Annotated in this window: 21 protein-coding genes, 1 tRNA gene and 2 pseudogenes; 9 read left to right on the top strand and 15 right to left on the bottom strand. The window is 66.2% G+C overall.

What is annotated here, in order from left to right:
- Positions 1 to 75 precede the first annotated feature (75 nt).
- Positions 76 to 1,038 carry a mycothiol synthase gene (mshD, locus tag AB0K05_RS27915; RefSeq protein ID WP_364232914.1) on the top strand — a complete coding sequence of 321 codons (963 nt, stop codon included), beginning with the start codon at positions 76 to 78 and terminating at the stop codon, positions 1,036 to 1,038.
- Here the strand turns inward: mshD and AB0K05_RS27920 are convergent.
- From AB0K05_RS27920 to dcd, 3 genes are all read right to left on the bottom strand, one after another.
- On the bottom strand, positions 971 to 1,975 hold the full coding sequence (locus AB0K05_RS27920; protein WP_271275165.1) for an inorganic phosphate transporter: 1,005 nt from the start codon (positions 1,973 to 1,975) through the stop codon (positions 971 to 973). The two genes, mshD and AB0K05_RS27920, sit on opposite strands and share 68 nt — an antisense overlap.
- 5 nt (positions 1,976 to 1,980) lie before the next feature.
- Positions 1,981 to 2,598: a DUF47 family protein gene (locus AB0K05_RS27925; RefSeq protein ID WP_148036594.1), complete on the bottom strand. Its 618-nt coding sequence runs from the start codon at positions 2,596 to 2,598 to the stop codon at positions 1,981 to 1,983.
- A gap of 158 nt (positions 2,599 to 2,756) precedes the next feature.
- Positions 2,757 to 3,332, bottom strand: a complete 576-nt coding sequence (gene dcd, locus AB0K05_RS27930; RefSeq protein WP_148037269.1) for a dCTP deaminase — start codon at positions 3,330 to 3,332, stop codon at positions 2,757 to 2,759.
- Positions 3,333 to 3,435: 103 nt separating this feature from the next.
- Here dcd and AB0K05_RS27935 point away from each other — a divergent pair.
- Positions 3,436 to 3,506, top strand: a tRNA-Gly gene (locus AB0K05_RS27935).
- A 93-nt stretch (positions 3,507 to 3,599) separates the two neighbouring features.
- On the opposite strand, the gene AB0K05_RS27940 is transcribed toward AB0K05_RS27935, so the two are convergent.
- Together AB0K05_RS27940 and AB0K05_RS27945 are read right to left on the bottom strand one after the other, a co-directional pair.
- Positions 3,600 to 4,217 carry a site-specific integrase gene (locus AB0K05_RS27940; RefSeq protein WP_271275166.1) on the bottom strand — a complete coding sequence of 206 codons (618 nt, stop codon included), beginning with the start codon at positions 4,215 to 4,217 and terminating at the stop codon, positions 3,600 to 3,602.
- Positions 4,218 to 4,289: 72 nt separating this feature from the next.
- Positions 4,290 to 4,484, bottom strand: a pseudogene (locus tag AB0K05_RS27945) (cell division protein FtsK); the annotation flags it as partial.
- Here AB0K05_RS27945 and AB0K05_RS27950 point away from each other — a divergent pair.
- Positions 4,431 to 5,258: a hypothetical protein gene (locus tag AB0K05_RS27950; protein WP_364233199.1), complete on the top strand. Its 828-nt coding sequence runs from the start codon at positions 4,431 to 4,433 to the stop codon at positions 5,256 to 5,258. The pseudogene AB0K05_RS27945 and the gene AB0K05_RS27950 overlap by 54 nt on opposite strands.
- Positions 5,259 to 5,863: 605 nt before the next feature.
- Here AB0K05_RS27950 and AB0K05_RS27955 read toward each other — a convergent pair.
- Both AB0K05_RS27955 and AB0K05_RS27960 read right to left on the bottom strand, forming a co-directional pair.
- Positions 5,864 to 6,277 carry a GNAT family N-acetyltransferase gene (locus tag AB0K05_RS27955; RefSeq protein ID WP_271275168.1) on the bottom strand — a complete coding sequence of 138 codons (414 nt, stop codon included), beginning with the start codon at positions 6,275 to 6,277 and terminating at the stop codon, positions 5,864 to 5,866.
- Between the two features lie 535 nt (positions 6,278 to 6,812).
- On the bottom strand, positions 6,813 to 7,481 hold the full coding sequence (locus AB0K05_RS27960; protein WP_271275169.1) for a hypothetical protein: 669 nt from the start codon (positions 7,479 to 7,481) through the stop codon (positions 6,813 to 6,815).
- Positions 7,482 to 7,937: 456 nt separating this feature from the next.
- Here AB0K05_RS27960 and AB0K05_RS27965 point away from each other — a divergent pair, with 456 nt between their 5' ends.
- Complete coding sequence (locus tag AB0K05_RS27965) at positions 7,938 to 8,450, top strand: GNAT family N-acetyltransferase (RefSeq protein ID WP_364232919.1); 513 nt, start codon at positions 7,938 to 7,940, stop codon at positions 8,448 to 8,450.
- Positions 8,451 to 8,632: 182 nt separating this feature from the next.
- Here AB0K05_RS27965 and AB0K05_RS27970 read toward each other — a convergent pair whose 3' ends face one another.
- Positions 8,633 to 8,971 (bottom strand): hypothetical protein, encoded by a 339-nt coding sequence (locus tag AB0K05_RS27970; protein WP_364232922.1) that lies wholly within the window; start codon positions 8,969 to 8,971, stop codon positions 8,633 to 8,635.
- Between the two features lie 156 nt (positions 8,972 to 9,127).
- Between AB0K05_RS27970 and AB0K05_RS27975 the strand changes: the two genes are divergently transcribed.
- A complete protein-coding gene (locus AB0K05_RS27975) occupies positions 9,128 to 9,511 on the top strand; it encodes a hypothetical protein (RefSeq protein WP_271275172.1) in 384 nt (127 codons plus the stop codon).
- Between the two features lie 360 nt (positions 9,512 to 9,871).
- On the opposite strand, the pseudogene AB0K05_RS27980 reads toward AB0K05_RS27975, so the two are convergent.
- Both AB0K05_RS27980 and AB0K05_RS27985 read right to left on the bottom strand, forming a co-directional pair.
- Positions 9,872 to 10,072, bottom strand: a pseudogene (locus AB0K05_RS27980) (cell division protein SepF); the annotation flags it as partial.
- 226 nt (positions 10,073 to 10,298) lie between these two features.
- The gene (locus tag AB0K05_RS27985) at positions 10,299 to 10,772 is read right to left on the bottom strand and encodes a hypothetical protein (RefSeq protein WP_271275174.1); all 474 of its coding nucleotides are present in this window, start codon (positions 10,770 to 10,772) and stop codon (positions 10,299 to 10,301) included.
- 261 nt (positions 10,773 to 11,033) lie between these two features.
- Here AB0K05_RS27985 and AB0K05_RS27990 point away from each other — a divergent pair, with 261 nt between their 5' ends.
- Both AB0K05_RS27990 and AB0K05_RS27995 read left to right on the top strand, forming a co-directional pair.
- Positions 11,034 to 11,459, top strand: a complete 426-nt coding sequence (locus AB0K05_RS27990) for an HIT family protein (protein WP_364232925.1) — start codon at positions 11,034 to 11,036, stop codon at positions 11,457 to 11,459.
- 160 nt (positions 11,460 to 11,619) lie between these two features.
- Entirely contained in the window at positions 11,620 to 12,294 is a 675-nt protein-coding gene (locus tag AB0K05_RS27995; RefSeq protein ID WP_364232927.1) for a hypothetical protein, read from the top strand.
- Between the two features lie 8 nt (positions 12,295 to 12,302).
- On the opposite strand, the gene AB0K05_RS28000 is transcribed toward AB0K05_RS27995, so the two are convergent.
- Complete coding sequence (locus AB0K05_RS28000) at positions 12,303 to 12,596, bottom strand: DUF6204 family protein (protein WP_271275177.1); 294 nt, start codon at positions 12,594 to 12,596, stop codon at positions 12,303 to 12,305.
- On the bottom strand, positions 12,584 to 12,769 hold the full coding sequence (locus AB0K05_RS28005; RefSeq protein WP_271275178.1) for a hypothetical protein: 186 nt from the start codon (positions 12,767 to 12,769) through the stop codon (positions 12,584 to 12,586). Before AB0K05_RS28005 ends, AB0K05_RS28000 begins: the two co-directional genes overlap by 13 nt.
- 178 nt (positions 12,770 to 12,947) lie before the next feature.
- On the opposite strand from AB0K05_RS28005, the gene AB0K05_RS28010 reads away from it, so the two are divergent.
- Positions 12,948 to 13,196: an SHOCT domain-containing protein gene (locus tag AB0K05_RS28010; RefSeq protein ID WP_148036604.1), complete on the top strand. Its 249-nt coding sequence runs from the start codon at positions 12,948 to 12,950 to the stop codon at positions 13,194 to 13,196.
- Positions 13,197 to 13,215: 19 nt separating this feature from the next.
- Here AB0K05_RS28010 and AB0K05_RS28015 read toward each other — a convergent pair whose 3' ends face one another.
- Complete coding sequence (locus AB0K05_RS28015) at positions 13,216 to 13,893, bottom strand: helix-turn-helix domain-containing protein (RefSeq protein WP_271275179.1); 678 nt, start codon at positions 13,891 to 13,893, stop codon at positions 13,216 to 13,218.
- 134 nt (positions 13,894 to 14,027) lie between these two features.
- Here AB0K05_RS28015 and AB0K05_RS28020 point away from each other — a divergent pair, with 134 nt between their 5' ends.
- Positions 14,028 to 14,867, top strand: a complete 840-nt coding sequence (locus AB0K05_RS28020; protein WP_271275180.1) for a class I SAM-dependent methyltransferase — start codon at positions 14,028 to 14,030, stop codon at positions 14,865 to 14,867.
- A 7-nt stretch (positions 14,868 to 14,874) separates the two neighbouring features.
- On the opposite strand, the gene AB0K05_RS28025 is transcribed toward AB0K05_RS28020, so the two are convergent.
- Positions 14,875 to 15,540, bottom strand: coding sequence for a response regulator transcription factor (locus AB0K05_RS28025; protein ID WP_271275181.1), 666 nt, complete (start codon positions 15,538 to 15,540; stop codon positions 14,875 to 14,877).
- Positions 15,537 to 16,409, bottom strand: coding sequence for a sensor histidine kinase (locus AB0K05_RS28030; protein WP_364232933.1), 873 nt, complete (start codon positions 16,407 to 16,409; stop codon positions 15,537 to 15,539). Before AB0K05_RS28030 ends, AB0K05_RS28025 begins: the two co-directional genes overlap by 4 nt.
- Between the last annotated feature and the right edge of the window lie 27 nt (positions 16,410 to 16,436).

Genomic DNA, 16,436 nt, shown 5'->3' on the forward strand with positions numbered 1-16,436 from the left:
CAATGTCGCAAAGGTAACGATTCATCGGGGCCCCGGCTGGCGGTATTTGCCAGTTGTACGCCTAGAGTTCGAGCTGTGAGTACGCACGTGAGGATCAGAGAACGGCTGGACGACCAAGAAATCGCCGATGTCTTGAGTGTCGTGGAAGCGGCCACGGAAGCCGACCGCGTCCGCCCGCTCAACGAGCACGTGATGCTGCATCTGCGCTACGGCGGCGACCCCCGCGCCCGCTCGCTGCTGCTCTACGCGGACGAGCTCGTCGGATACGCCCACGTCGACCCCACCGACGAGGTGGAGGGCCCCAGCGGCGAGCTGGTCGTCCACCCCGCGCACCGGGGCCGCGGCCACGGCAAGGAGCTGCTGCGCGCCGTGCTCGACCTGACCGGCGGCAGGCTGCGGCTGTGGGCGCACGGCGGCCACCCCGGCGCGGAGGCGCTGGGCGCGTCGCTGGGCTTCGTGCGCGCCCGGTCGCTGTGGCAGATGCGCCGCTCCCTGTACGCCCCGATCGCCGACCCCACCGTGCCCGAGGGCGTCACGGTCCGCACGTTCCTGCCCGGCAGGGACGAGGAGGCGTGGCTCAAGGTGAACGCCGCCTCCTTCGCCCAGCACCCCGAGCAGGGCGCCTGGGAGCTCGACGACCTGCTGCGACGCGAGCGCGAGCCGTGGTTCGACCCCGAGGGATTCTTCCTCGCCTTCCGCGGCGACCGGCTCGTCGGCTTCCACTGGACGAAGATCCACGGCTCCGACGAGCACGGCCACGAGCCGCTCGGCGAGGTCTACGTGGTCGGCGTGGACCCGTCCCAGCAGGGCACCGGCCTGGGCAGGTCACTCACCCTGACCGGCCTGGCCCACCTGCGCTCGCGCGGCCTCGCCCAGGCCATGCTCTACGTGGACGAGACCAACACGGCGGCCATCCGCCTGTACGAGTCGCTCGGGTTCGCCCGCTGGGACGTCGACGTCATGTACGCCGCTACTCCACCGCCCAGTGAAGCGCGTAGTACGACAGCGCCGCGACCAGAGCCGCAGCCGGGATCGTAAGGACCCAGGCGGTCACGATGTTGCCCGCCACTCCCCACCGCACGGCCGACAGCCGCTTGGTCGAGCCCACGCCCATGATCGCCGAGGTGATCGTGTGCGTGGTCGAGATCGGCGCCCCGAACCCGATCGCGGCACCGTACAGGACCGTGGACGCCGCCGCCTCGGCGGCGAAACCCTGCGGCGGGTCGAGCGCGATGATGCGACGGCCCAGCGTGCGCATGATGCGCCAGCCGCCCGCGTACGTGCCCAGCGAGATCGCCGCGGCGGCGGCCAGGATGACCCACTGGGGGATGTCGTCGGTCGGCGCCACGTAGCCGCCGACCACCAGCGACAGGAAGATGACGCCCATGGTCTTCTGCGCGTCCTGCAATCCGTGGCCGAGCGCCATCGCCGCGGCCGAGACCGTCTGCGCGTAGCGGAACCCGCGGTTCGCCTTGCCGGGTTGCGCGTTGCGGAAGATCCAGTAGATTGCGATCATGATCGACGCCGCGAGCGTGAAACCCACGAGCGGCGACAGGATCATGGGGATGACGACCTTCTCCACCACGCCGTCCCAGTGGACCACGCTGGCGGACGCGAGCGCCGAGCCGATCAGGCCGCCGATGAGCGCGTGACTGGAGGAGGAAGGAAGACCGAAATACCAGGTGATCATGTTCCAGGTGATGGCGCCGATCAGGCCCGCCGCCACGATCACCAGGCCGTGAGAGCCCTGAGGTGCGTCAATGATCCCTTTGCCGACCGTCTGGGCGACCTGCGTTCCCAGGTGGGCGCCGATGAAGTTCATCGCCGCGGCCATGAACAGCGCCGCCCTGGGGGTCAGCGCGCGGGTGGAGACGGACGTGGCGATGGCGTTCGCCGCGTCGTGGAAGCCATTGGTGTAGTCGAAGATCAGCGCGATCACGACCACGCCGATGACTAGGGCGAGCGTGAGGTCCACCGGCCCTAGCTTTCCTTGACCGCGATGGATTCGACGGTGTTGGCGACGTGCTCGAAGGCATCGGCCGCCTCTTCGAGGGCGTCGATGACCTCCTTCATCTTCATGACCGTGAGCGCGTCGTACTCACCGCCGAACAGCTTGGCCAGCAGCCGGCGGTAGATCTGGTCGCCCTGGTTCTCCAGGCGGTTGACCTCGATCCAGTACTCGTTGAGGTTCTTCATCGACCGCAGTCGGGGCATCGCCTCCGCCGTGAGCTCCGCCGCCCGCTCCAGCACCTCGACCTGACGGACCACGTCTTTGGGGAGATGGTCGATCTGGTAGAGCACGATGAGGTCGGACGCCGCTTCCATGGCGTCCATCACATCGTCGAGGTTGGAAGCGAGACGGTAGATGTCCTCGCGGTCGAACGGAGTGATGAAACTCTCGTTGAGCCGGTTCATGATCGCATGGGTGCGTTCGTCGCCGGCGTGCTCGCAGGCCCGCATCTTCTCGGCCAGGGACTCCCGATCCGATCCGTCGCTGATGATCTCTACGAGCAAGCGTGATGCGGTGACCAGGTTGTTCGCCGAGTCGGCGAACAGGTCATAGTAGCTGTCCTCACGTGGCGTGAGCCGCAGGCGCACGTCGTTCTCCAGATGTGCGGGGATGGTCCGTGGAAAGGGTAAGGCTTACCAGGTGAAATGCGAACTTCATGTCCCCTTCTCCTAGGCGCTACCCTCCGTATGCTGTACGACACCGGGGCAAGAGTACTTCCAACGCCCCATAGCCGCGCAGCCGGGTACTACACCTCTGTGCGGTGAAAGCTCTGGAACGACCGCGACGGCGTCGGCCCGCGCTGCCCTTGGTAGCGCGACCCGTACCTCTCCGACCCGTACGGGAACTCCGCCGGCGAACTCAACCGGAACACACACAACTGCCCGATCTTCATCCCCGGCCACAACTTGATCGGCAACGTGGCCACGTTGGACAGCTCAAGCGTGACGTGACCGGTGAACCCCGGATCGATGAACCCGGCCGTCGAGTGCGTCAGCAACCCGAGCCGCCCCAGCGAACTCTTGCCCTCCAGCCTGGAAGCCAGATCGTCGGGCAACGTGATCACTTCGTATGTCGAGGCGAGCACGAACTCGCCCGGATGCAGGATGAACGGCTCGTCCCCGTCAGGCTCGACCAGCCGCGTCAGATCCGGCTGCTCCATCGAGGGATCGATGTGCGGATACCTGTGGTTCTCAAACACCCGGAAAAAGCGGTCAAGCCGGACGTCGATGCTGGACGGCTGGACCATGTCCCGGTGGAACGGGCTCAGCGCCAGGCGGCCGGCGTCGATCTCGGCAAGGATGTCGCGATCAGATAGCAGCACGATGAGCAACCTACCCGGTGTGTCCTGGCGAAGTCAGACGGCTCTGCTTGGTCAAGTGGGTCGGCTTTCCGCTAGAGTGTTGGTCGCGGCTTCGGGCCGCGACGCGGGTGTAGTTCAATGGCAGAACATCAGCTTCCCAAGCTGACAGCGCGGGTTCGATTCCCGTCACCCGCTCTCGAAGTGAAAAGCCAGGTCAGGGATGGGTTCCCGACCTGGCTTTGATCGTTTACGGACCTGTTGTCGATCTTCCGTGCAATTAGCGTGCAATTAGCCCACGGGAGCGAGCGCGCCGTCGTCGCCCTCGTCGCGCTGCTTGAGCTGTTGGTCGATGGCGTCCGTGATCACTTTGTCGGCGCCTCTCACCGCGTGCTGGTAGATCATGGCCGCTCTGACGTTGTCGTGACCCATGCGCGCCATCAGGTCCTTGAGGCCGGCCCCTGACGCCGCCGCCAGCATGTTTCCCGTGTGACGGAGATCATGGAAATGCAGTCCGGACAGTCCCATGTCCTTAACCACGTCGACCCAGCGCGTACGGGTGTTGAAGCCGCTTCGGCGGATAGGGCCGCCCTTCGCGCCGGGGAACACGAGCGCGCCCGGCTCGTCCTGGACGTAGGTGGCCATGTGCTCTTTGAGGATCGGGATGATGCTCTCGGGAAGGCCAACGGTTCGCCTGCCCGCCTTGGACTTGGGCGGCCCGAGGAGCAGCCCGCCCGATGAGCGCTCCGCGAACGCGACGCGTACGCGAACGGTCCTGGCCGCGAGATCCACATCCATCCGGCGTAGCGCGCTCACTTCTCCCCAGCGGAGACTCGCGAACGTAGCCAGCAGGACCATGGCGCGGAACCGGCGGTCTTGATCGGAGTCCGCCTTGCCATCGCGAGCCATGTTCCAGAGCGCCCGCTCTGCTTCGGCCCGCCACCAGGTCGAGTTCGTCGGCGGTGCCGTGGAAGCAGACCCTCATGCCGCCCTCCCGAAGGCATCGGCCATGGCGCGGATTTCGGAGTCGGAGACGTACGCAGCACGGACGCGGATCGGCTCAGGCGAGGTTTCCAGCCGCACGTATCCGACTCCCGCCCCCAGCTCCGGGACGGGGGAGATGTGATCGGCCAGCGCGCCCCGGTCGCGTGCGCCGTCGCCGAGGACCATGTCCACGTTGAGCGCCGTTACATCGAGAAGCAGGAACTTCCGGCGAAGGTAGTCCGAACCGCCTGCGGCTCAGATAATGGGATCATGGAATCGGCTGAGGAGTGGGATCGGTGCTTGGGGTGGACGTTCGAGTTGATCTCGGAGGATCCTGTTCGGCGCGAGCGGGCGCGTGGCCGACTGAGGGTTACTCAAGATCGCCGTAGTAAGGCGTTGTATGCCTTCAATGAGGTCTGGCGAGATGAGGGGTTGTCGGCCGCTGATCAGGCAGGAGGCCGATACGTCGCAGAGCGACGGAGAACGCTGCCAGATGCTTTGTGGGAGTTCATTCCCGCTGAGTCCTACGCCGATTGGGGCGGACTGAAATATGTCCTGCTCTATCTGGAGTGGGAGGCCCGATACCCGGACGAGTGGATGGCCTCTGCCAAGAGCTGGGGGACAAAACACGGTCAATTACACGATCTGGCCAGGGCCGTGCCATATCTGGCGACTGAGCTGATCGATCAGCTGGTTGACTTGATTTGCCTTGCCGTACGGCGTGAGCACCGTTGTGAAGATGAGGGATATGCCGTACTGGCCAGGGCGGTTGGCGGATTGCGGTTACGTCGTCTCCTGCTTGAGATCGCCGATGATCCTGATGAGGGTTTCCGCTTACGAGCCCGGTACCTCCTGTGGTTGTTAGACCACCCTGAGGCGCCCAAGCCCAAAGTAAGCCAATGGAAGGCGTGGTTGAGAAGTCGGGAAGCCGATCCGGTGTCTGAAAGAGCCGAACCTGTCGCCTGAGCACGACGAGGAAGGAGAGGCTCCCCGTCCCCCCACGTGCCCGTTGCGTGCCCGTCAGGAGGGTGACTAAGGGAGACTCGCGGGGAATCACGGTCACTCGACCGGCATCTGTCCAGGTCAGCGTTTCCCCTGCTCAGAGCACATTATCTTGAAAGAGTTCCCAAGCTGACAGCGCGGGTTCGATTCCCGTCACCCGCTCTCTCGGAGAGCCCTGCTCGCCGCCCCTTCGCGTCGGCTTCGGCGGGGCTCTTGTGCTGGTCGGGGGGACGACCCCCGAGCCCCCCGCGTGCCACCCTCTTCTCTCGGCTTCTCGTCTGAGGGCGCGGTTGCTGTTGCCTGGTAGATCGTTCTCGCGTACGCACGCGCCTCTGCAGGATTTCAGGGCTCTTTCACGGCTAACCTCGCAGGGCGGATCACGATGAGCCTGTGATCGAGTTGTGGAGTGACGCCGAGCTTGCCGTCGGGGCTGGCTTGGCCGTTCTGTTGATCCTCCTGCCCACTGTCGTCCGGCTTGCCAGGGTGATGCTGTCCCGCCACAGATAGTGCCTCCGGCGGCAATGAACCCGCCGACCTCACAGCGCGCCGCTGGCCCACGACGCTAATGATCAAAGTTGCATGAGCCCGGCAGCAGTTGGCCGGAACCCGCATCGCGCATAGAACTCTTCGAGGTGTGGCTCATAGTCGACGTGCAACCAGCTGGCGCCACGTGAGCGTGCCTCCTGAGCGGCACGCTGCACTAATAGCACGCCCACCCCCTGTCGACGAACTCGGGGGTGCACCGTGGTGTCGAGGATGAAGGCATGGATACCACCATCGGTGGCCACGTTGACGAATCCCACCAGCGCCCCCTCACGGTATGCGGCCACCCAGCAGAGACTGTGGGCCAGCATCCCCGAGAACGAAGCAGGACGATGATCAGGCCACGACGCGTCGAACAACTCGTTCAGCTCCACGTCCCCAAGCGCCGGCCGCACCTCCAACCTGATCTGGTTCTCCGGGGCCTGCTCCCTCATCACCATGCTGAGCAGGGTGCCATAGATGCCCTCGGCAGGGGCACTCCGGCACCGGGATGATCAGAAGGCAGAGTGCGCGTGCGGCGGCGAAAACCCCAGTCCAGGGACTGATCGCCGTGCAATTAGCGTGCAATTAGACAGGGCAACGAGGAGTCAACCACGGTCACTCGCGACCCGGTTTCCGCCCAGCTCAGGGCCCTCACGTGCGGTGGTCCGTGCAGTTCCCAAGCTGACAGCGCGGGTTCGATTCCCGTCACCCGCTCTCATCGTGAAAGCCCAGGTCGACCGAGGGATTCGGGACCCGGGCTTTGATCTTGCCTCGGTCTGGTCGATCTTTGTGGGCTATGAACAGCCATTAGCTCTTGATCACCCCTCTCGGGAGTAGCGGCCCGCCTCGCCCTCGTCGCCGTCTTCGTCTCGGGTGCCGAGTTGCCGATCGATGGAAGACACGCGCATTACGCCAGAACACCAGGTCACGGGCTGATCGTCGTGCATTACCCTGCCATTTGGGCAGTTTCGCAGCCTGAGCGCGGTGCTGAAACTAGCCCTTGTCCTGCGTCTCAGCGGTGAACGGGAACGCATCGTTGATCAGCAGTTCCGTTACCTTGAGCAGGCGGCGATGGTAGTCGAAGGCATCGTGGAATGGAGAGGGATGGCCCAGGTGACGCAGATGCCAGCAGATTTTACGCCGGCACCTGAGGAGAGTAGCCCTGTGTGCTGAGTCGGCCATGCCCTTGTTGCGGAGGTAGGTCGATACGCAGTTGGCAAGGGTAGCGTTCAACTCGACGAGGTTGTCCCTCTCTGAGATCGCTACGTCAGGGAATGGGACGAGTCCATGCTGGGCCCATAGGACGCCGACCTCTCGGAACATCACCCGATGCCCTTCTGGTCCGGGCCATCTCCATCCATGCAGGTATCGCACCTCCGGTGCCAAGGGACTACGGCGATGCTTTCGCTTTTCGAGGCGGCGGCGGTCGGCGAAGGCGTCGATCTCCGCGAGCCAGGCGTTCCGGCTGAGTTCCAGCATGTCCAGCGCCCGGATCAGGGCCAACTCATCGCGTCGAAGGTTGCCTGCCGTGGTCAGGTAGGACCAGGTCGCGTTGAAGCCGATTGGGTGGTAGCAGCCGGCTGCGGCCCTCAGCGCGCGGAAGCGCCTCCCGAATGGAAGGTCACGGTCGCGAACGCGCCTGGCGTATGTCCCGAAGCCCACAGCGAGATCATCCCTTACCCGGGGCCTTGGCATGCTTCCACTTCGGGTGGGATCGAGGGCAGGCGGGATGATCTCAGATGGGCGGGATGCGCGCGTCACGTGAGCAACATCAGGTCGCGGGTTGATCGCCGGGCCATTAGCGGGCCATCAAGAGGGGTGAGGAGGGGGCAACCCCGGTCGCTCAGGACCGACTCGTCGCCCAGCTCGGTGCCTCATCGGGCCATGATCGATGCGGTTCCCAAGCTGACAGCGCGGGTTCGATTCCCGTCACCCGCTCTCATCGTGGCAGCCCAGGTCGACCGAGGAATTCGGGACCTGGGCTTCGATTCTTCCAGGGCTGTTGATCTTTGTGTGCCACTGCGTGCCATTGGGCCCATCGACAAAACGATCAACTGTGCGGTTCGCTCAGGAGGAGGGGCCCGGGTCGGCAGGAACCGGGGCGATAACATCACGATCATGGTGGGCTGGGAGATTCGGTCGGCTTCGGTGGCGGACGTCGAGATGGTGGCCGAGTTGCGGGCCGTGGTGCTGAGGCCGGATCTCGAGCGGCTCGGGCGGTACGACGAACAACGTGTACGACAGCGGTTGCGGGATGGGTTCACCCCAGCGCACACCTGGATGATCGAGGTGGATGGCGCGTCGGCCGGCTGTGTGGCGCTGCGGCCGGCCAAGGACACTTACTGGCTGGAGCACTTCTACCTGGACCCGGATTCGCAGGGCAGGGGCATCGGCACTGCCGTTCTGAGCAGGCTGTTGGAGTGGTGCGACCGCGAAGGCGCCGTGGTTCGGTTGAACGTGCTGCAGGGCAGTTCGGCCCGCCAGTTGTACGAGCGACACGGGTTCACGGCCGAGACCGAGGACGAGGTGGACGTCTTCATGGTGCGCCACCCCTCTTCGTCTGGCGATCAACCGGCGGAAACCAGGCCGGGCGGATCAGACTCACGCCCTCGGCTCTGTTTCACACCGTGACAGGTACGGCTTCTCGCGTGCACATGAAGGAGCTCTACTTCGGCAGCGTCGCGCTCCGAGTGGACACAGCGCGGGTTCGATTCCCGTCGCCCGCTCTCAACGCGAAAAGCCAGATGGGTTCCCGACCTGGCTTTCGATCAAGCCCCTCAACAGTTGCTACCGCCCGCTCGGATCAATCGGATCTACATCAGCACCACCCGGTCAGCGTCGACATCGAACCCGAGATCCGGATGGTCGGGAGATCCCTCCGCACTCATCAACACGGACTTCCCGAGACGCCGTCCGAGCAGGCAGAAGAAATCCACGAGGACGTCCAGCCGCTCCTGCCCCTGCAACTCTCTGAGATCGACGTCGAAGTCGATCGACTCGGTTCGGTACATGCGGAAGATGACCAGCATGTCGAGGGCCAGACAGACTCTCAGCTCAGGCACTCCGTCGGCATAGGCAGCCACGGCCACGTCAGCAGCCGAAGTGAGCTCCATCGGCTCGCCACCCACCGAATCCCACGGCAGGTCAGGCACAGCACTCATCATCCCTCCAGAACGCGCCTTCGGTGAGGGACCCCGGGTCCGGGATGATCGCTGCATGGCCCTGCCCCGCTTCTCCTTCGGGCAGGTCGACGGCAGACGGGGTGATCAGGCGGGCGGTGAGCGCGCGTCGCGCGGCAGGATGGGCCCATGCCGCCCCCCAACGAGGACGAGGCGATGCTCAGGGGAGCCTGGAGACTCCTGCGGGACGCTCTGGGACATCTGGCCTGGTCTGCCCCCGATCAGATCGCCTGGCTCGGATCCGTGATGCACCCTGATGAACTGGCCCTGGATTACGATCACGCGTACCGGGTGTCGTGGATGCCCAGGGAAGCCGGGTGGATCAGAGACGAACTGTCACGACTTCTCGCCGAGATCGATCGGCTCACCGCCGAGCTGACAGAGGAAGGCCCGGCGCCATGGAGCGCCGAGGGGCTGCAAAGCCATCCCACATGGCAGCGCCTGAGAGTTCTGGCCTGCCAGGCTCTGGCACTTATGCCCCCGACCCCCTGGGATGGCGATCCGGACTCCTGATCGCTGGGCCATGAGCGAGCCATTAAGGGGTACCCGCGGCCACTCAGGACCGGCTTTCCGCCCAGTTCAGCGCCTTGGGGCGTCCTGTCAGGCCCTTCGTTCTTTCAGTAGACGCGCCGTCCTCCGCCAGCCGGCACGGCTGCGAACCTGATCGGCTCGTTCAAGATGGGGAAGGTCCTGTTGGTCACCGACCGGCCGTCGATGACCAATACGCTTCCGAGGGCCGGATCCTCAGGCTTCCACGTCCACTGTGCGCCCGATCTCGGTTTCGGCGCCGCCGCACCGAGTCCCTCGCCGTTCTGGGACCACGCCGCCTGCCTACTCTCCCTCTTCATCAGAGGACCGCGCGATCATTCCGTAAGGCGCCAGCAGAAAGACCTTGGGGGAAAGACGTTCCATGTCCCCGCGCCTGCCGAACACCAGGCCGGCGGCGAAGTCCACGAACTGCTTGGCCTCGCTGTCGGGCAGCTTGGTGAGGTCCATCACGACAGGAGTGCCGGTGCGGAAGAAGTGGCCCACCTGGATTGCCTCGTTGTAGTCCCGAGGACACAGCGTCTTGATCACGGAACATGCCTCCACCCCACGACAACATCAAGCCACCTATACAGCTACAGCACCGGACCGCACCACCCTCACCATCGCCTGATCACCGCACAGGGTCGAGGGCGATCGACGGCCTGGGCCTCGTGCCACAGCCCACCGGGCACCGTCGTGACGCGGGAGCGGCCTCCCGCGGCCGCTACGTGCCCGTCAGGAGAGCGACCAAGCGCCCGCGCGAGCCACGTACTCATACCTTCCGCACGATGACGCCCGCTGTACGGACGAAGCTTTCCACCGCCGCACGGACTTCCGGAGTCAAGGCCTTCACCGCATCCGTAGATTCGGCCTTGTTCATGCTCCCGGCCAACTCCATGGCACGGTTCGCGAGTCGTCTGATCTCGGCATCCTCTGTGATCAGCTCTACCTGATACAGAGCCGTCCACCCCGCCGCGCGTGCGCGCAAGACCTCGTCCTCCGCCGTACGAAAGGCTTCGCTGTTCTTGTCCTTGGCTCGCTCAGCCCAGGCCCTCCGTTGAGCTCTCCGGAAGTCCAGAACCATACGCGCGAAGTCGCTGTAGATCTTGATCTGCTCACCCCGAAGCCGCTCGGTTCGAGCGAACCGCTCCGATCTTTCGATGGAACGCCGCTGGAGCAGGTAAGTCATCAAAGAACCCAAGAGGGTCCCAGTGACCGCGATGATAGATGTGACGATCGCCGACATCCCCCGAGTGGACCATGAAGTGCTTTCGCTTGCGAAGTGCGGTCGGTCACTCTTGTCTCAGGTAGGGGCGCTCCAGATGATCACCGCGCCGGACATGAGCTACGGCCGAGGGCTGAGATCATCCCGCCCGCCATCGACCGGGACAAGCCGAGCAAGCCAGGGTCACGGGTTACGCGTCGCCGGAGTGCCGGCCGGATACCGACTTGCCTCACAGCGATACTTCATGATCGGTATATGGCCGCGACTAAGAGGACATCTGATATGACCGCGAACGCCTGTGTCTTCTGCAGAATCGTCGCAGGAGACGAACCCTCACAGACAATCCATGAAGACGATCACGCCATTGCGTTTCTCGACATCGCCCAGGTCACCAAAGGCCATAGCCTGGTCGTACCGAGAAAACATCACACGGACCTTTCAGAGATATCACCCGATGAGGCAGCGCAGGTCATGCGAACCGCCGTTCATGTCTCTCGCCGGCTAACTCAGGCTCTTGGCGCACCTGGCATCAACCTCTGGCACGCCAGCGGCGAAACCGCCTGGCAGAGCGTCTTCCATTTCCACATCCACGTGGTTCCCCGCTACACGCTCACCGACCTCGCTCCCCCTTGGACGGAGACCGAATCGCCGCTCGAGTCGCTTGCAGGCTTGGCAGAGGAGATTCGCAGCTGGTGCGATCTTCCATAGGAGTTCGCACAGCGGGTCCACGCACTCCGCCACCAGCGTGCATGTACGACATGACTTTCGTCAGGGTTGTTGATCGACGATCGACAGAGTGATCGCCCGGCCCGTCTCTGACAGGCTCGCCCCCGTGAAAACGCTCTTTCCCGGACGGTGGATCGGCGGTGTGACACTCGTCTTGGGGCCGGTGGTCATGTGCGCCGGATATCTGCTGCGTTACCTGAGCACAGTCACCGCCCTCACCCCTCAGCAGCAGGGGTGGGCCGAGGCGCAGCCGTTCGCCGCCTACGGTCAACTCCTCGCATACACCTCCGAACCCGCCCTTCTCACCCTCGCTTACGCGGTCTTCGCGCTGGGAGCGGTGCTGCTCTTCCCCGCCTTCGTCGCGCTGGCTCAGCGGGTCGGTGGCGGCCTCGCCTTCTGGGGCGCCGCCCTGCTGGTCGCCGGGCTTTTCTCCCGCCTGTACTTCGCCGGCGCCGACCAGACCGCCTTCCAGCTCACCGAGGTCATCGGGCTGGACCAGGCGACGAATGCGATCATGAAGGAGTACGTCGACATCTCCTACGGGCCGTGGCGGATCCCGGTCTGGGCCTCGGTCGGCCAGTACGCGGGCTCGCTCCTCTTGGCCGTCGCCGCCTGGCGCTCAGGCCTCTTCGGCACCGCCCGGGCCACGATGCTGCTGCTGGCAGGAGGCACCTGGATGGGCGTGCTGAAGGGCGCATCCATCCCCGACGTCCTGGTGACCGGCCTGCTCTGTGTGGCCCTGGTCCCGCTGGGCGCGCAGGTGCTACGGGACCGGCTGCCTGCCCCAACCGGGCGTTCGAAGATACTCAGCTGGTAGGACAGTGGTCATCGTGCGGGACGTCGGCGCATCTTGATGTCGCGCATGTCGGTCACCGCGACACGCAGGACGTCGTACGCCTGACTGTAGGCGTCGAGCGCCGCGAGGGCGCGCCGGGTGGCGTCGTGCTCGCCGTCGTCCGGCCCGGCCGGCACCTGGCAGCGGAAGGTGAACGCGGACAGGGTGCCGTCGTGGGTGAAGGCGCCCCGCTCGGTGAAGCCCACCTCGGACGCGGCGAGTACGGCGGCGCGGCCGGTCTCGTCGAGATCGCCGAACTTGCCGGAGACGATCACTCTGAACACTGTGGGTCCTTCCTGACGGCGTAGGTGAGGATGTGGCCGCCGAGCAGTTCCTCGGCCGCGTCGAGGATGCCGAGGACGGCCGCGGCGATGGTGTCGGGCTCCTTCCCGATGGCCGTGCGCCGGCCGATCTCCGTGTACACGAGTGAGTGCAGGGCGCCGATCTGCCAGGCCACCACGCGGGGCGGTGAGGGACGCGCCGATCTCCTCGGCGAGTGGGGAAATTTTAAGCTGACTCTATATTTGGAGTCCACTGGATTTTTCTGCAGGGGTGCTGCCGACGGCCCTACCGATCAGCCTCGCCGTCGTGGCATGTTGAAAGGGAGGAACCTCCTGGGAGGAGGGTCGGGGGACATGATGTGGGATTACGGGGCCGGCTCCTGGTTGGTCGGGGGCATCACCATGATCTTGATCTGGGCGCTGATCATCACTGCGATTGTGGCGCTGGTCCGCTACATCGGCGGCTCCCGGAACACGGGGATGCCGTGGAACCGGCAGGGATCGCTGCGGCCCGAGGACGTGCTCGCCGAGCGGCTCGCCCGAGGAGAGGTCGACGTCGACGAGTACAAGCGTCGTCTGGAACTGCTGCAGGGGCGAAGATGAGTTCCACGCGACACCGGCGCTAGGCAGGACGGGGCACGGAGGCCCACTCGGGGAGGGTGAACCACCGGGGCACGGCGCGGCGTAGCGCCTCGGGACCCTGCACCTCGACCGCCTGGAGGCGCAGGGCGTCCGGCCAGCTCAGGTTGCCGCGCCAGACCTCGACCATGCTGCGCACATCGGCGGTCACCGTCACGGTCACGGCGTGGCCGGGGTCCGTGTCGCAGACGTCGACCTCGTCACTGGTGATCACGAGCCACCAGCGGCGACTGTTGGACGGCACGTCCGGGAACCGGAACTCGATGACCGTCCGCCCGTCCGGAACGGCGGTCCGGTCGACGTTGCGGTGCATGTCCCACAGCAGCAGCTTCGGGTCCAGGTCCTCGTCGCCCAGCTCTCCGATCCAGCGGATGCCCCAGGCGGCGAGTGCCTCGACCACGGGGCGCAGCTCGTGGCCGGCCTGGGTCAGGACGTATCGCACGTCGTTGTCCTTGACGTGCCTCTCCACGATGCCTGCCTGGGTGAGCTGGTGCAGCCGCCGGGACAGCAGCGTGGGGGACATGCGCGGCAGTCCGCGGCGCAGCTCGTTGAAACGCTCGGTCCCGCACACCAGCTCCCGGATGACGAGCAGGGTCCAGCGTTCGTCGAGCAGTTCGACGGCCTTGGCCACGGGACAGAACTGGTGGTAGGAGGAGCCCATGTCCCGGAGTCTAGATTCGGCCGCCACGAATGCCAGTGGCAGCCGGATGCCGGTACAGATCGTGTACTAGATAGCGCATCCGCCCCTCCTTACCGTCGATTCCAGTCCACCGATCACGACGAGGGAGCAGTGCGATGACCGTCCCGAGCGACCCGACAGAGGCCGACCGTGCCCTGAAGGCCAAGCACCGCGCCATGTGGGCGCAGGGCGACTACGCCGCGGTCGCCGCCGAGGTCATCCCCGACCTGGGCGCGATCCTGACCGAGGCCTGCGGGGTGGGGCCCGGGGACCGGGTGCTGGACGTGGCCGCCGGGTCCGGCAACGCCGCCATTCCCGCCGCGCTGGCCGGGGCGAGCGTGGTGGCCGGCGACCTGACCCCCGAACTGCTGGAGGCCGGACGGGCCCTGGCGGCGCGGCGCGGCGCGGAGGTCGAGTGGCGGCAGGCCGACGCGGAGGCCCTGCCGTTCGCGGACGGCGAGTTCGACACGGTCGTGTCCTGTGTCGGGGTCATGTTCGCTCCCCACCACCAGGCCAGTGCCGACGAGCTGGTCCGGGTCTGCCGCCCGGGAGGCACGATCGGCCTGCTCAACTGGACGCCGGAGGGGTTCATCGGCCAGATGTTCGCGACGATGAAACCGTTCGTGGCCCCGCCTCCGCCCGGCGCGCAACCCCCTCCGCTGTGGGGCGACGAGGACCACGTCCGTGCGCTGCTCGGGGACGCGGTCACCGAGGTCGTCGCGCGCCGGCAGCTGGTCACGGTCGACCGGTTCGCTCACCCCGGCGCGTTCCTCGACTACTTCAAGGCCAACTACGGCCCGACCATCGCCGCCTACCGGGGGATGGCCGGGGACCCCGAACGGGTCGCCGCCCTGGACCACGCTCTCACCGAGCTGGCCCGCGACCATCTGCGAGGTGAGGAGAAAGCGGTGATGGAATGGGAGTATCTCCTCCTCACAGCACGCAAGCGCGCCTGACGTCGCCTCACCACTCGCGCGCCGCGCGCCGGGGCAGCACCACGCCGACCTCGTACGCGAGCACCACCGCCTGCACGCGGTCCCGCACGCCGAGTTTGGCGAAGATGCGGTTGATGTGCGTCTTCACGGTCGCCTCGCCGAGATGCAGCTCACCGGAGATCTCCCGGTTGGAGAGTCCCCGAGCCAGCAACCGCAGCACCTCGGCCTCCCGGGCGGTCAGGTCGGTCAGGCCAGGAGCGCTGACCGGTGGCGCCAAGGAGGTGTAGTGGTCGATCAGACGGCGGGTGATCTCGGGTGAGAGCAGCGTGTCTCCACGGACGACGGCGTGCAGCGCGCCCGCCAGCTCCTTCGGCGGAGTGGTCTTGAGCAGGAAACCGCAGGCGCCTGCGCGTAACGACCGGTAGACGTACTCGTCGAGGTCGAACGTGGTCAGCATGACGACGCGGCGGTCGGGGCGGTCCGCGAGGATCCGCTCCGTCGCGGCCACGCCGTCGAGCCTCGGCATGTGGATGTCCATCAGCACGACGTCCGGCTCGTGCCGGGCAGTCAGTCTCAGCGCCTCCTCGCCGTCCGCGGCCTCCGCGACCACCTCGATGCCGGGCTGGGTGCCGAGGATCATCCGCAGGCCGGTGCGTACGAGCACCTCGTCGTCCGCGATGAGGACGCGCGTCACACCGACGCTCCCGTACGCGACGGCGTGGAGCTTCCGCTCAAGGGCAGCTCCACCCGCACCTCGAACCCGCCGCCCTTCCCCGGACCGGTGGTGGCCGTGCCTCCGAAGAGCTCGACACGCTCGCTGATCCCCGTCACCCCGAGACCACTGCCGTCGCTCCGGCGGACGATCCGGGGGCCGTCGTCGACGACGTGGATCCTGAGATCGGTGTGTCCGACCTCGATCGCGACGGAGACCGCGGCCCCCGGGGCGTGTTTGACCACGTTGGTGAGGGCCTCCTGCAGCACCCGGTAGCCGCTGACGTCGACGGCCGCGGGAACCCTGCCGAGGTCGCCGTCGGCGGTGACGTCGACCCGCACGCCGGCGGCCCGGACTCCGCTCAGGAGCGGATCGAGGTGCCGTAACGAGGGCAGCCGCTCCAGACTCCCCTCAGCCCGGAGGACGACGAGCAGGCGGCGCAACTCGGTGACGACGTCACGACCGACGTCCTGCACCGCGTCCAGTGACTCATGGGCCTGCCGGACGTCGGAGTCGAGCACGGCCTGGGCGGCTCCGGCCTGCAGCACCATCATGGCGACGCCGTGCGAGACGATGTCGTGCAGCTCGCGGGCCACCCGGAGCCGCTCGTCGGTGCGGGCGGCGGCCTCCCGTTCGGCGGCGAGCGCGACCAGGCGTTCGGCCTCGGCACGCCGCATGCGTACGGCGTAGGCCGGTCCCATGACGGCGAGCGCGACGAAGACGATGAAGGCCCAGTCGGGGTCGTCCGCGATCGTGGTCTCGATCCCGGCCGCGAGGAAGTAGGAGACGGCGGCGATCACCGGCCCGTGGCGGCCGCCCACCGCGACGCACGCGAAGCAGACGACGACCAACGCCGCGAGCGGCGTGACCGGCGATTC

Origin of the sequence: Nonomuraea sp. NPDC049486 (assembly GCF_040676925.1) — a bacterium.
GTDB lineage: Bacteria > Actinomycetota > Actinomycetes > Streptosporangiales > Streptosporangiaceae > Nonomuraea > Nonomuraea ferruginea.

Bases quoted from the DNA above. Each gene is read 5' to 3' on its own strand.
- AB0K05_RS28015 (WP_271275179.1), bottom strand. From the start codon at position 13,893: ATGGGCTCCTCCTACCACCAGTTCTGTCCCGTGGCCAAGGCCGTCGAA.
- AB0K05_RS27990 (WP_364232925.1), top strand. From the start codon at position 11,034: ATGACCGCGAACGCCTGTGTCTTCTGCAGAATCGTCGCAGGAGACGAA.
- AB0K05_RS27975 (WP_271275172.1), top strand. From the start codon at position 9,128: ATGCCGCCCCCCAACGAGGACGAGGCGATGCTCAGGGGAGCCTGGAGA.
- AB0K05_RS28020 (WP_271275180.1), top strand. From the start codon at position 14,028: ATGACCGTCCCGAGCGACCCGACAGAGGCCGACCGTGCCCTGAAGGCC.
- AB0K05_RS27965 (WP_364232919.1), top strand. From the start codon at position 7,938: ATGGTGGGCTGGGAGATTCGGTCGGCTTCGGTGGCGGACGTCGAGATG.
- AB0K05_RS28010 (WP_148036604.1), top strand. From the start codon at position 12,948: ATGATGTGGGATTACGGGGCCGGCTCCTGGTTGGTCGGGGGCATCACC.
- AB0K05_RS27955 (WP_271275168.1), bottom strand. From the start codon at position 6,277: ATGGTGATGAGGGAGCAGGCCCCGGAGAACCAGATCAGGTTGGAGGTG.
- AB0K05_RS27940 (WP_271275166.1), bottom strand. From the start codon at position 4,217: ATGGCTCGCGATGGCAAGGCGGACTCCGATCAAGACCGCCGGTTCCGC.
- AB0K05_RS27985 (WP_271275174.1), bottom strand. From the start codon at position 10,772: ATGTCGGCGATCGTCACATCTATCATCGCGGTCACTGGGACCCTCTTG.